This is a genomic window from Streptomyces sp. NPDC045701, from assembly GCF_056432045.1.
This window is the reverse complement of the sequence record NZ_JBWKJV010000002.1, coordinates 46,273-58,738: the sequence shown is the minus strand read 5'-3', so window position 1 is coordinate 58,738 and position 12,466 is coordinate 46,273. Positions and strand designations below refer to the sequence as shown.

At 69.8% G+C, this 12,466-nt stretch carries 16 protein-coding genes; 5 read left to right on the top strand and 11 right to left on the bottom strand.

What is annotated here, in order from left to right; genetic code table 11:
- Positions 1-42: 42 nt before the first annotated feature.
- From AC07DW_RS02530 to AC07DW_RS02520, 3 genes are read right to left on the bottom strand one after another with little or no spacing between them, the layout of a single operon-like run.
- The gene (locus AC07DW_RS02530) at positions 43-651 is read right to left on the bottom strand and encodes a DUF7691 family protein (RefSeq protein WP_478855770.1); all 609 of its coding nucleotides are present in this window, start codon (positions 649-651) and stop codon (positions 43-45) included.
- Positions 652-660: 9 nt separating this feature from the next.
- The gene (locus AC07DW_RS02525) at positions 661-939 is read right to left on the bottom strand and encodes a DUF397 domain-containing protein (protein WP_478855769.1); all 279 of its coding nucleotides are present in this window, start codon (positions 937-939) and stop codon (positions 661-663) included.
- Positions 921-1,760 carry a helix-turn-helix domain-containing protein gene (locus AC07DW_RS02520; RefSeq protein WP_478855768.1) on the bottom strand — a complete coding sequence of 280 codons (840 nt, stop codon included), beginning with the start codon at positions 1,758-1,760 and terminating at the stop codon, positions 921-923. Before AC07DW_RS02520 ends, AC07DW_RS02525 begins: the two co-directional genes overlap by 19 nt.
- Positions 1,761-1,853: 93 nt before the next feature.
- Between AC07DW_RS02520 and AC07DW_RS02515 the strand changes: the two genes are divergently transcribed.
- A complete protein-coding gene (locus tag AC07DW_RS02515) occupies positions 1,854-2,111 on the top strand; it encodes a hypothetical protein (protein WP_478855767.1) in 258 nt (85 codons plus the stop codon).
- Entirely contained in the window at positions 2,108-2,323 is a 216-nt protein-coding gene (locus tag AC07DW_RS02510; RefSeq protein ID WP_478855766.1) for a hypothetical protein, read from the top strand. Before AC07DW_RS02515 ends, AC07DW_RS02510 begins: the two co-directional genes overlap by 4 nt.
- Before the next feature lie 81 nt (positions 2,324-2,404).
- Here the strand turns inward: AC07DW_RS02510 and AC07DW_RS02505 are convergent, their stop codons facing one another.
- A complete protein-coding gene (locus AC07DW_RS02505) occupies positions 2,405-2,794 on the bottom strand; it encodes a peptidase inhibitor family I36 protein (protein ID WP_478855765.1) in 390 nt (129 codons plus the stop codon).
- Between the two features lie 101 nt (positions 2,795-2,895).
- Entirely contained in the window at positions 2,896-3,843 is a 948-nt protein-coding gene (locus AC07DW_RS02500) for a hypothetical protein (RefSeq protein WP_478855764.1), read from the bottom strand.
- A gap of 242 nt (positions 3,844-4,085) precedes the next feature.
- Here AC07DW_RS02500 and recO point away from each other — a divergent pair, with 242 nt between their 5' ends.
- The gene (recO, locus tag AC07DW_RS02495; protein WP_478855763.1) at positions 4,086-4,832 is read left to right on the top strand and encodes a DNA repair protein RecO; all 747 of its coding nucleotides are present in this window, start codon (positions 4,086-4,088) and stop codon (positions 4,830-4,832) included.
- Between the two features lie 27 nt (positions 4,833-4,859).
- The gene (locus AC07DW_RS02490) at positions 4,860-5,711 is read left to right on the top strand and encodes an isoprenyl transferase (RefSeq protein ID WP_478855762.1); all 852 of its coding nucleotides are present in this window, start codon (positions 4,860-4,862) and stop codon (positions 5,709-5,711) included.
- A gap of 59 nt (positions 5,712-5,770) precedes the next feature.
- Here AC07DW_RS02490 and AC07DW_RS02485 read toward each other — a convergent pair whose 3' ends face one another.
- The 4 genes from AC07DW_RS02485 to AC07DW_RS02470 form a co-directional block, all read right to left on the bottom strand.
- The gene (locus AC07DW_RS02485) at positions 5,771-6,178 is read right to left on the bottom strand and encodes a Fur family transcriptional regulator (RefSeq protein WP_179166373.1); all 408 of its coding nucleotides are present in this window, start codon (positions 6,176-6,178) and stop codon (positions 5,771-5,773) included.
- An 89-nt stretch (positions 6,179-6,267) separates the two neighbouring features.
- Positions 6,268-7,176: a metal ABC transporter permease gene (locus AC07DW_RS02480; RefSeq protein WP_478855761.1), complete on the bottom strand. Its 909-nt coding sequence runs from the start codon at positions 7,174-7,176 to the stop codon at positions 6,268-6,270.
- A 1-nt stretch (position 7,177) separates the two neighbouring features.
- Positions 7,178-7,972, bottom strand: coding sequence for a metal ABC transporter ATP-binding protein (locus AC07DW_RS02475; RefSeq protein ID WP_478855760.1), 795 nt, complete (start codon positions 7,970-7,972; stop codon positions 7,178-7,180).
- 5 nt (positions 7,973-7,977) lie between these two features.
- Positions 7,978-8,958 carry a metal ABC transporter substrate-binding protein gene (locus AC07DW_RS02470; RefSeq protein WP_478855759.1) on the bottom strand — a complete coding sequence of 327 codons (981 nt, stop codon included), beginning with the start codon at positions 8,956-8,958 and terminating at the stop codon, positions 7,978-7,980.
- A 144-nt stretch (positions 8,959-9,102) separates the two neighbouring features.
- Here AC07DW_RS02470 and AC07DW_RS02465 point away from each other — a divergent pair, with 144 nt between their 5' ends.
- Positions 9,103-10,485 (top strand): glycine--tRNA ligase, encoded by a 1,383-nt coding sequence (locus AC07DW_RS02465; RefSeq protein ID WP_433117374.1) that lies wholly within the window; start codon positions 9,103-9,105, stop codon positions 10,483-10,485.
- Between the two features lie 115 nt (positions 10,486-10,600).
- Here AC07DW_RS02465 and AC07DW_RS02460 read toward each other — a convergent pair whose 3' ends face one another.
- Together AC07DW_RS02460 and AC07DW_RS02455 are read right to left on the bottom strand one after the other, a co-directional pair.
- A complete protein-coding gene (locus AC07DW_RS02460; RefSeq protein WP_478855758.1) occupies positions 10,601-11,188 on the bottom strand; it encodes a TetR/AcrR family transcriptional regulator in 588 nt (195 codons plus the stop codon).
- A gap of 32 nt (positions 11,189-11,220) precedes the next feature.
- On the bottom strand, positions 11,221-12,237 hold the full coding sequence (locus tag AC07DW_RS02455; RefSeq protein WP_478855757.1) for an aldo/keto reductase: 1,017 nt from the start codon (positions 12,235-12,237) through the stop codon (positions 11,221-11,223).
- Positions 12,238-12,466: the final 229 nt, after the last annotated feature.

The window sequence follows — 12,466 nt, the reverse complement described above, 5'->3', positions numbered from 1 at the left end:
TCCGGCCTGATCCGGTTTGATCAAAAAGACACGGCCCGGGCCTCAGGAAACGAAGCCGACGACGCCGAAGCCGGGGTGTGCCCCCACGCTGCGGAGCCAGCCGATCACCTCCGTGACGGCGTCGACCACCTCGGGCTCCAGCGGCGGCGCGTGCCCGTCCCGCTTGGTCCGCTCGAACTGCTCCAGCGCCTCCAGGCACTGCTCGTGCGTCCACTCCCCGCAGCGCGGCAGGTCGTACGACGGGACACCCTCGGGCAGGCCGCCGTAGCCGAACTCCGCCACCGAGACGGCGGTGATCCGCAGCGCCCGCAGCCCCTCGTCGACGACCTCCAGCCAGTCGCCCCGGAACGGGCAGAAGCTGGAGTTGTCCAGGAAGGACCCCGTCAGCGAGCACAGGCGCTTGTAGGCGTAGCCGTACTGGAAGGCGTACTGCTCGTCCTCGTGGTACGGACCGCCGTGCACCACGGCGCGCAGCGCCTCGTACGCGGTGGGGGCGCCCTGCTCGATCTGGAAGCGGAAGTAACGGTCGTCCGCCGCCAGATCGTCACCGAAGCGGTCACGTATGACGTCGAGCAACTGGTCGTCGCGGGAGCCGACGAGGGCGCGGGCGGCCTTGGGGTCGAGCAGGTACACGCTCAGGGAGGAACTCATGTGATCACGCTAGCCACCGGCACTGACACCCTCGACGAACGCCCGCCACGCGGGGGCGGTGACCACGAGGACGGGTCCGGCGGGGTTCTTGCTGTCCCGGACGGGGACGACGCCGGGAACGTCGTCCAGGACTTCGACGCAGTCGCCGCCCTCGCCGTTGCTGTAGGTGCTCTTGCGCCAGCGGGCGGCGCCGGGGAAGTCGGACGCCACTTCGACGCAGTCGCCGCCCTGGCCGTTGCTATGGGTGCTCTTGCGCCAGCGTGCGGTGCTCAGGTCGTAGTCGCGCATCGTCTCAAGTCCTCAGCCGCCGACTCGATCAGGGCCCGGGACGCCTCCGGCGACAGCGCGGCGACCCTGACCAGATCGTAGGCGCGCTCTGCCCGCTTCACCACCGCCGGATCGTCCAGCAGAGTGCCTGAAAACGCCGTCTCCATATATGCGGTTGGCGGGGCGTCGTCGAACTCCATGAGCTTGAGTGACCCCACCATGGACGCGTGCGCTCCCACCGCGCAGGGGACGACCGTCACCAGCACCGCCCGTTCCCGCGCCAGCGCCGCCACGTGCTCCAGTTGCGCCGCCATGACCGCCGGGCCGCCCACCGGGACCCGCAGCACGTTCTCGTGCAGGGTCACCCAATACTCGGGCCTTGTAGCGTCGCTCAGGATGCGGGCCCTCGCCAGCCGGGCGGTGACCTTCTCGTCCACGTACTCCTCGGAGACGAAGGGATTGGCCGCCACGGTCACCGCCCGGGCGTAGTCGGCGGTCTGGAGCAGGCCGGGCACGACCGTGGGGGCGAACTCGCAGATCCTCGTCGCCAGCGCCTCCAGCTCCGCAACGGCCCGGAAATACTCCGCATACGGCGACTTGTTGATGAGCTGACGGCACATCCGCTCGAAAAAACCATCGGTTTGCAGGACCTCGTCGATCCTCGCCGCCACGTCCAACTGCGGTTTCCGAATAGCCTGTTCGAATTGGCCGATGTACCCGCCCGAGACGAAGACCTTCCGCCCCAGTTCCTGCTGCGTCATTTTCGCCGCTTCGCGCCGGTTCTTCAGCTCCGTGCCGTAGAACTCCCAGGCGGCCTGCCTGGACGAGCCTGTGTTGGCCATGGCTTAACACCCCAGTCCTGCAAAGCAGTTGTAGCGCGTGCGCAACCGCCAATGCTAGGCGGTCGGGTCCATCCTGGGGGCAGTAAGCGGGAAATGGATTCGGAAAGGACGGCGTTGGTGAAGGAAGAAACCGAGCGGCAGTCGTCGGGGAGCGTTCAGGACGCGGAGGAGGCGTTGGAAGAATTGCGCGCGGCACTGGAGAGGGCGGGAATCACGCTCCCGTCGCTGGGGCTGGACCCCGTCACGTGTGCCGCCGAGCCCCCTCGGCCGCTCGTGGAATTGGGACGTTGCACGGTGGAGACGGCGCGCAGGCTGGCCGCCGCCCTGCCGGAGGAAGGTGGCCGCTCATGAACCTGCCCGTCGGGTCGTACGTCGTCGATGTCCGCAGCGGACGCGTGGGGCGCGTCATGGGGCACGTGGGGCCGTACCTCCAGCTGCGGCCCGTCGGGGGCGGGCGGGAGTGGGACTGCCCGCCGGAGGGGGTACGGCCGGCGACGGACGCGGAGCGGCTCAGCGCGGCGACGTCGTACGTGAACGCGCGGAGCCGGGGCGAGGTGCCGTGACCGGTCGGCGAACGGGAACGGCCCGGCCCGTACCCGGCGTGGAAAGCGGGTACGGGCCGGGCCTGCGCCGGGTGAGTGGCGTCAGCAGTTCGAGACCCACCGCAGGGAGGCGTTCTCGTTGTACGTCTCCACCAGGTTCTGGGGGGCGTACGCGTAGATCCGGTCGAACGCGCCACCGTAGTTGGAGGAGAAGAACACCAGGGCCTGGCAGCCGGTGTTGTTCTTGACCGACGCGGAGTTGTTCTTGACGTACTGGCCCTGCCCGGCACCGGCGGCCGTGTACGTGTACCCGGCCAGGTTGGGGACGTCCGCCTTGAAGCCCTTGTAGGAGCCGGCCTGGTTGGAGTTGTAGAAGAAGCAGAAGGTGCTCGACGGGCAGTCGCTGGCCGCGGCCTGGGCCGAGGACGCCATCATGGGGACGAGCAGGGCGGCACCGGCGACCGCGGTGAAGAACTTGGAGATACGCTTCATTTTTGCCGTTCCTTTGTGTGTGTTTCTTACACATGGGCAGGGAGCGGTGAATACCCCTGACCAAGTCGTGACTTCTCCGGCACGGAGGTGCCTCTGTGCGGTCAGCGAGTGGCGCGGACGGCCTTGGCATTGCTCAGCTGGCTCTTCTTGGACCGAAGTGCCGAGTCGAATGCCGACGGGTTCCGTGCGATGAGGCTTTTCTGCACGGCCGTTTCGACGGTGAACCAAACGCCGACCAGGTTTGTCTCCCGCTTGCAGGCGACGTCGGCCGCCGCTGCTTTGCGCTCCTCCGGTGTCGGATCTTTCCGCTGGAATTTCGCATCGCTCATCGCCGCGAGCGGATCTGGGTACGAGTGGCCTGACTTCACCATGCACGCCGACCATGCCTCCAGGGCCGACACGACGCGCGGATCGGACTTGGAGATGCTGAAACTGTCGAAGTTCATGCGCCTGGCCGGCTCGCTCGGGCCCAGCGGTTGTGACCCGGCTATCCTCCTGGCCGCCTCTCCGGCGCAGCCGCCCGCCGGAACCGGCAGTCCGTTGACCCGGGGGCCCCGCGCGCCGGTGGGCGCCGACGAGGGTGGACCCTGGAGGACCAGGGTGAGCTGCTGCTTGTCGGCCTCGGCCGGTGGTGTCCGCCCGGCGCCGGGCCCGGCGGCGCGCGACCGGTCGGCGAGGTGGTAGCCGTGGGCCTTCACGGCCGCCCCGTCCGTCACCCCGTACCGGCGCTCCATCAATGTGCGCGGCCCGGGTGTGGGCTCCGGACTTCCGAGGTCATGGTCCAGACCGAAACGCTTCAGGCAGTCATTCATCAGTCGGAACCTGGCGCGGTCCAGTTCCAGTGTCTCCGACTCGGAGAATAGGTAGTCCTCGACGGGGAGGCGCAGATCCGCGCTGTTCAGAAGGGCCGGTGCGTGAAATTCTGGCGTCTTTTCCGGTGCCTGGGAAGGTGCGGAGCAGCCCGCAACAGCCAGGTAGACAGTGCCGACGAGCGTGGCGAATGCCGCTTTCCTGACACTGCGGCGCCGAGTACGCTTTTTCTCTTTCACGGCAGCCCCCCGGCCATGTTCATCGCGTTGCAGCAGACTTTCCCTCGCCCCCCGCGAGGAAAAGCAGAAATATTTCCGGTGACCCCGGATTCGGTTTGTCATTCAAGCACGAATCCCGACCATGATCAACTTGCTTGTGAAGATCCTGTAGGGGGCCGGTGTCGTTCGCCCGCCGACGAGCCGGCGCCCACCGGAACGGAGGACCGGGACCCCGGGCGCCCCGGGTACGGGACAATGGACCCATGACCCTGTTCCGCGACGACGGCATCGTGCTGCGCACCCAGAAGCTGGGTGAGGCGGACCGCATCATCACGCTCCTCACGCGCGGGCACGGGCGCGTGCGGGCCGTCGCGCGGGGCGTCCGGCGGACCAAGTCGAAGTTCGGCGCCCGGCTGGAGCCGTTCAGCCACGTCGACGTGCAGTTCTTCGCGCGGGGCTCCGAGCTGGTGGGGCGCGGGCTGCCGCTGTGCACGCAGAGCGAGACGATCGCGCCGTACGGCAGCGGCATCGTGACCGACTACGCGCGGTACACCGCCGGCACCGCCATGCTGGAGACCGCCGAGCGGTTCACCGACCACGAGGGTGAGCCGGCCGTGCAGCAGTACCTGCTGCTCATCGGCGGGCTTCGGACCCTGTCGCGCGGGGAGCACGCCCCGCACCTGATCCTGGACGCGTTCCTGCTGCGGTCGCTGGCCGTGAACGGTTACGCGCCCTCGTTCGACGACTGCGCGCGCTGCGGCCTGCCCGGCCCGAACCGGTTCTTCTCGGTCGCGGCGGGCGGGGTCATATGCGGCGACTGCCGGGTGCCCGGCAGCGTCGTACCCTCTGCGGAGGCCGTCGGTCTGCTCAGCGCGCTGCTGACCGGCGACTGGGAGACGGCGGACGCGTGCGAGCCGCGCCACGTCAGGGAGGGCAGCGGGCTGGTGTCCGCGTACCTGCACTGGCACCTGGAGCGAGGGCTGCGCTCCCTTCGGTACGTCGAGAAGTAGAAGCAATTTGAGGAGAGTGTGAGCCGCATGGCACGACGCGGATTCCTGGGCCGGTCCCGCCGCGACTACAAGGACCCCGAGCCGCACCCCTCGGGCGCGCGACCGCCGAGGATCCCCGGCGAGCTGGTGCCGAACCACGTCGCGATCGTCATGGACGGCAACGGCCGCTGGGCCAAGGACCGCGGCCTGCCGCGTACCGAGGGGCACAAGGTCGGCGCCGAGCGCGTCCTGGACGTCCTCCAGGGCGCCGTCGAGATGGGTGTCGGCTCCATCTCCCTGTACGCCTTCTCCACCGAGAACTGGAAGCGCTCGCCCGACGAGGTGCGCTTCCTGATGAACTTCAACCGCGACTTCATCCGCAAGACCCGCGACCGGCTCGACGAGCTGGGCATCCGGGTGCGCTGGGTGGGCCGGATGCCGAAGCTGTGGAAGTCGGTGGCCAAGGAGCTCCAGATCGCCCAGGAGCAGACCAAGGACAACGACCGGCTCACGCTGTACTTCTGCATGAACTACGGCGGGCGCGCGGAGCTCGCGGACGCCATGCAGGCCATCGCCGAGGACGTGAAGGCGGGCAAGCTCGACCCGTCGAAGGTCGGCGAGAAGACGATCCAGAAGTACCTGTACTACCCGGACATGCCGGACGTGGACCTGTTCCTGCGGCCCAGCGGTGAGCAGCGCACGTCCAACTACCTGATCTGGCAGAGCGCGTACGCGGAGATGGTCTTCCAGGACGTGCTGTGGCCCGACTTCGACCGCCGCGACCTGTGGCGCGCCTGCCTGGAGTTCGCCCAGCGCGACCGCCGCTTCGGCGGAGCGATCCCCAACGAGGAGCTGCTGGCCATGCGGGGCCGCCCGGAGGGGGAGCAGCCGGCCGTCTGACCGACGCGCGGAAGGGCCCGCACCGGACCGTGCCGGTGCGGGCCCTTCCGCGCGTCACCTCACTTGGCGGCGCACTCCGCGCACGTACCGAAGATCTCCACCGTGTGCGCCACGTTCACGAAGCCGTGCTCGCCCGCGATCGTCTCGGCCCACTGCTCCACCGCCGGGCCCTCCACCTCGACCGCCTTGCCGCACATCCGGCACACCAGGTGGTGGTGGTGCTCGCCCGTCGAACAGCGGCGGTACACCGCCTCGCCGTCGCTGGTGCGCAGGACGTCGACCTCACCGGCGTCGGCGAGGGACTGCAGGGTGCGGTAGACCGTCGTCAGGCCCACCGAGTCGCCGCGGTGCTTGAGCATGTCGTGCAGCTCCTGCGCGCTGCGGAACTCGTCCACCTCGTTCAGCGCCGCCGACACGGCAGCTCGCTGCCGGGTCGACCGGCCGCGCACGCCGGGGGTTCCAGCCATCGCCACAGGTGCCTCCTCAACACTCGGCCCGCTCACATGTACGTCGGGCCATTCTGCCAGGCCCCACCGACGGGCCCGGCAGTCGCGCGTCAGGGCTTCCCGACCCTGACGTCGTCGTCCGCCGCGCCGGGAGCGCCCGTCACGGCCACGTCGCAGGCCGCCACGGGCGCGGGTTCGGCGGCCCGGGCCCGCCGCCGGGCCAGCGGCGCGGCCAGGCCGGTCAGGACGACGAACACCGCGATGGCCAGCAGGACGATCGTCGCGCCGGGCGGTACGTCCTGGTAGTAGGAGGTCGCCGTACCCGCCAGCGTCACCGCCGTACCGATGAGCACCGCCAGGGTGAACGTCATCCGGAAGCTCCGCGCCAGCTGCTGCGCCGCCGCGACCGGCACCACCATCAGGGCGCTGACCAGCAGCAACCCGACCACCCGCATGGCGACCGTGACGGTCACCGCGGCGGTCACCGCGATCAGCAGGTTCAGCGCCCGCACCGGCAGCCCGGTGACCCGCGCGAACTCCTCGTCCTGGCTGACGGCGAACAGCTGCCGCCGCAGCCCCAGCGTGACGAGGATCACGAACGCCGCCAGCACGCAGATGGCGGTGACGTCCTCCTCGGACACCGTGGACAAGGAGCCGAAGAGATACGAGTTGAGGTTGGCGTTCGAGCCGGTCGGCGACAGGTTGATCAGCATCACGCCACCGGCCATGCCGCCGTAGAAGAGCAGGGCCAGCGCGATGTCGCCGCGGGTGCGCCCGTACGCCCGGATCAGCTCCATGGTGATGGCGCCCGCGACGGAGACGGCCGCGGCCATCCACACCGGGTTGGTGGACAGCAGGAAGCCGAGGCCGACGCCCGTCATGGCGACATGGCCGATGCCGTCGCCCATCAGGGCCTGCCGGCGCTGCACCAGGTAGATGCCGACGGCCGGGGCGGTGATGCCGACCAGGACGGCCGCGAGCAGCGCGCGCTGCATGAAGGCGAGCTGGAGGATTTCCATGTCAGGTCAGCAGTCCCGTGCGGAGCGGCTCGTCCGCCGCGTGCGGATGTACGTGGTCGTGGCCGGGCAGCGCGTGCTGGCCGACGGCCCTCGGCGGCGGCCCGTCGTGCACGACGCAGCCGTCGCGCAGCACGACCGCGCGGTCGATCAGCGGCTCCAGCGGACCCAGCTCGTGCAGGACCAGCAGGACCGTCGCCCCGCCCGCCACCTGCTCGCGCAGCGTCGCGGCGAGGATCTCCTGGCTGGCCAGGTCGACGCCCGCCATCGGCTCGTCCATGATCAGCAGCTCGGGGTCGGCGGCGAGGGCGCGGGCGATCAGCACCCGCTGGTGCTGGCCGCCGGACAGGGCGCTCACGGAGTCCTTGGCGCGGTCGGCCAGCCCGACGAGCCCGATGGCCCGCTCCACGGCCGCCCGGTCGGCCCTGGAGGGCCACTTCAGCCTGGTACGCGAGAGGCGGCCGGACGAGACGACCTCGCGGATCGTGGCCGGGACGCCGCTGGCGGCGGTGGTGCGCTGCGGTACGTACCCGACGCGCGACCACTGGCGGAACCGCTTCAGCTCCGTGCCGAACAGGGCGATGGACCCGCCGGTGAGCGGGACCTGGCCGATCACGGAGCGCACGGCGGTGGACTTGCCCGAGCCGTTGGCGCCCAGCAGTGCGACGACCTCACCGCGGTGGACGGCGAGGTCGACGCCGCGCAGCACGGGGCGCGAGCCGAGCGAGGCGGTGGCCGAACGGACGGATATGACTGGCTCTGTCCTGGCGGGTTCGCTGCTCACAGTGCTGCCTCCCATGCGTGTCACTTGGCGCCGAGGGCCTTCTGCAGCGCGGCGAGGTTGGCTTCCATGACCTCGATGTAGTCAGTGCCCCTCGACCGGTCGGTGATTCCCTCCAGCGGGTCCAGGACGTCCGTCTTGAGGCCGGTGTCCCGGGCGAGGGTCTTCGCGGTCTTGTCGCTGGCGAGGGTCTCGAAGAAGACGGTGGTGACGCCGTCCTTCTTCGCGGTGTCCTGGAGTTGCTTGATCCGCGCGGGGCTCGGCTCGGACTCGGGGTCCACGCCGGAGATGCCCTCCTGGTCCAGCCCGTAGCGCTCGGCGAGGTAGCCGAAGGCGGAGTGGGTGGTGATGAAGGTCTTGGTGACGGTGTTCGTCAGGCCCTGCTCGAACTTCCCGTCGAGGGCGTCCAGCTCCTTGACCAGCGCGTCGGTGTTCTTCCGGTACGCCGCCGCGTTGTCTGGGTCGGCCTTCTCCAGGGAGGCGCCGACGCCCTTGGCGACCTCGGTGTACTTCACCGGGTCCAGCCAGATGTGCGGATCGGCTCCGGCCTCTTCGCCGCCGTGTTCGTCGCCGTGCTCGTCGTGTCCGTGGTCCTCGCCCTCGTGGGCGTGGCTGTCGGTGGCGGTGCCGTGCTGTTCCAGCTCGGTGAGCGTGCCGGCGTCCACGGTGTTCTTGACGCCCGCCTGCTTGATGGCGTCGTCGACGGCGGGCTGAATGCCCTTGAGGTAGAGGATGTAGTCGGCTTCGCCGAGTTCGCCGATCTGCTTCGGCTTGAGCTCCAGGTCGTGGGGCTCGACACCCGGCTTGGTCAGGGTGGTGACGGAGACGTGGTCGCCGCCTATCCGCTCGGCCAGGAACTGCATGGGGTAGAACGACGCCACCACATCCAGCTTGCCGTCCTCGTTGCCGGAGGCGGAGGTCCCGCCGCAGGCGGAGAGCGTGACCATGCCGAGGGTCACGGCTCCGGCCAGGGCGGTGGTGGGTATCAGGCGTCGTACGTTCATGGGATTCATTTTCAACAATGTTGGAAACGATTGTCAACAAAGGGGGTACGTGGCCCCGGCCACCCACCGATTTGATCCCAGGGGTGCGCGCGCCGGTAACCTGAAGCATTCGCCGTTCGCCATCGTCGTTATGAAGAGAGCACAGTGGCCGCCGACAAGATCGACTCGATCGTCAACCTGAGCAAGCGCCGTGGCTTCGTCTACCCGTGCAGCGAGATCTACGGCGGTCAGCGGGCCGCCTGGGACTACGGGCCGCTGGGTGTCGAGCTCAAGGAGAACCTCAAGCGCCAGTGGTGGCGCTACATGGTCACCTCGCGCGAGGACGTCGTCGGTATCGACTCGTCGGTGATCCTGGCCTCCGAGGTCTGGGAGGCCTCCGGCCACGTCGCCACGTTCACCGACCCGCTCACCGAATGCACCTCCTGCCACAAGCGGTTCCGCGCGGACCACCTGGAAGAGGCGTACGAGGAGAAGCACGGCCGTCTCCCCGAGAACGGCCTGAAGGACCTGGGCTGCCCCAACTGCGGCAACAAGGGCACCTTCACCGAGCCCAAGCAGTTCTCCGGCCTGCTCTCCACGCACCTCGGCCCGACCCAGGACTCCGGCTCCGTCGCCTACCTGCGTCCCGAGACCGCCCAGGGCATCTTCACCAACTTCGCCCAGGTGCAGCAGACTTCCCGCAAGAAGCCGCCGTTCGGCATCGCGCAGATGGGCAAGTCCTTCCGGAACGAGATCACTCCGGGCAACTTCATCTTCCGCACGCGCGAGTTCGAGCAGATGGAGATGGAGTTCTTCGTCAAGCCGGGCGAGGACGAGCAGTGGCAGGAATACTGGATGGAGCAGCGCTGGAACTGGTACCGCGACCTGGGTCTCCGTGAGGAGAACATGCGCTGGTACGAGCACCCGAAGGAGAAGCTCTCCCACTACTCCAAGCGCACCGCCGACATCGAGTACCGCTTCCAGTTCGGCGGCAGCGAGTGGGGCGAGCTCGAGGGTGTCGCCAACCGCACCGACTACGACCTGTCGGCCCACTCCAAGGCGTCGGGGACGGACCTGTCGTTCTTCGACCAGGAGGCCGGCGAGCGCTGGACGCCGTACGTCATCGAGCCCGCCGCCGGTGTCGGCCGCGCCATGCTGGCGTTCCTCCTCGACGCGTACAACGAGGACGAGGCCCCCAACGCCAAGGGCGTCATGGAGAAGCGCACCGTGATGCGCCTCGACCCGCGCCTCGCGCCGGTCAAGGTCGCGGTGCTGCCGCTGTCCCGCAACCCGCAGCTGTCGCCGAAGGCCAAGGGCCTCGCGGCCGACCTGCGCAAGAACTGGAACATCGACTTCGACGACGCCGGCGCCATCGGCCGCCGCTACCGCCGCCAGGACGAGATCGGCACCCCGTTCTGCGTCACCGTCGACTTCGACACCCTCGACGACAACGCGGTGACCGTGCGCGAGCGCGACACCATGAAGCAGGAGCGCGTCTCCCTGGACCAGATCCAGGGCTACCTGGGCAGCCGCCTGCTGGGCTGCTGACCCCGCGCCGACGACGCGCGAAGCCCCCGGTTCCTGGTGAGGGACCGGGGGCTTCGGTGTGTCCGGGGGAGTCGCGGCGAGGCCGGGCGGCGGAGCGCTGGCCGGGCGGGTGTGGTTACGCGCGCAGGCCGCGCAGCAGCAGGGCGACCACGGCGTCGAAGGCCGCGTCGATGTCCGGCTCGCTCCAGTCGGTGGCGTGCGCCGGGTCGTGGAAGCGGTCCGTGGCGTCGAAGACCGCGCGCGCCGTTGTGGTGGCGTCGGTCTCCGGGGCGGCGAACTCGCCCTGCCGCCGGCCGTCCTCGATGATCCGGGCGAGCTGCCCGACGAGGTGGTCCACGTGCTCGGCCACCACCCGGCTGCTCTCGCCGATCAGCACCATGTACGTCGCGAACAGCTCCGGATCGGCACCCGCCTTGCGGCGCTTGGCCGCGAACAGCGCGGAGAGCCAGGCGGTGAGCCGCTCGGCGGCGGGGCCGGGTCCGTCCGCGAAGGGGGCCAGCTCACGCACCGCGCGCTCCAGCCACCGCTCGGTGACGGCCTCGCGGAGTGCCACCTTGGTGCGGAAGTGGCGGTAGACGCTGCCGTGGCTCACGCCGAGGGCCCGCGCCACGTCGACCACCGTCGCCTTGGCCGGGCCGTAGCGGCGCAGCACCTCCTCGGTGGCTTCGAGGATGCGGTCGGGGGTCAGGGCATCGGTGCTCATGGACAGTGAAGGTACCCCGGCGGCGCGGAGGGTCAGCGTTCGCTGTCCAGGTGCGCCATCTGGGCCGCCGGGTAGCGCTCGCCGGCCGCCGCGCCCGCCGGGACGGCCGCCTCAACGGCGGCGAGGTCGTCGGCGTCGAGGGTGACGTCGAGGGCGCCGAGCGCCTCGGCCAGGCGGTCGCGGCGGCGGGCGCCGACGAGCGGGACGATGTCGTCGCCCTGGGCGAGCACCCAGGCGATGGCGATCTGGGCGACGGTGGCGCCCGTGCCCTGGGCGATCCCGCGCAGCCGGTCGACCAGGGAGAGGTTGCGATCCAGGTTGTCGCCCTGGAAGCGCGGGCTCATGGCGCGGAAGTCGCCGGGCGCGAGCGCGCGGTCGCGGGCGAAGTGGCCGCTTATCAGGCCGCGGGAGAGCACTCCGTACGCCGTGACGCCGATGCCCAGCTCGCGCGCGGTCGGCAGGATCTCGTCCTCGATCCCGCGCGAGAGCAGCGAGTACTCGATCTGGAGGTCCGCGATCGGCGCGACGGCGGCGGCGCGGCGGAGCGTGGCCGCCCCGGCCTCGGAGAGCCCGATGTGGCGTACGTGGCCGACCTCGACCAGTTCGGCGATGGCGCCGACCGTCTCCTCGATCGGGACGTCGGGGTCGACACGGGAGAGGCGGTAGACGTCGATGTGGTCGGTGCCGAGGCGCTGGAGCGAGTACGCGGCGAAGTTCTTGACCGCGGCCGGGCGGCCGTCGTAGCCGGTGAACCCGCCCTCGACGGTGCGCAGGGCGCCGAACTTCACGCTGGTCAGCGCCCGTTCGCGGGAAGCGGCCGGGGCGGTGCGGAGGGCCTCGTTGATGAGCAGCTCGTTGTGGCCCATGCCGTAGAAGTCGCCGGTGTCCAGGAGCGTGACCCCGGCGTCGAGGGCCGCGTGGATGGTGGCGATGGACTCGGTGCGGTCGGCGTCGCCGTACAGCGCGGACATGCCCATGCAGCCGAGGCCGAGGGCGGAGACGTGCGGCCCGGTGGTGCCGAGCCGGCGGGTGGGGAGGGCGGAGGTCATGGGTGCTCCTCGGGGGCGCGGGATTCTGTCGTCCTCATCCACAGTGACACGACGTGTGACAGATTTCAATATCTGTCAGTAGTCATCAGCGGGAAAAGTGGATGCCGGACCCACCGGGGCGGGGTACCGTCGACCCCATGCCGTTCCTTCCGATCTACGAGTGAGAGTGCGGCGGGACCGACCACCCGCCCCCCACGCGCCCCAAGCCGATTCACTTCTCACCACGATG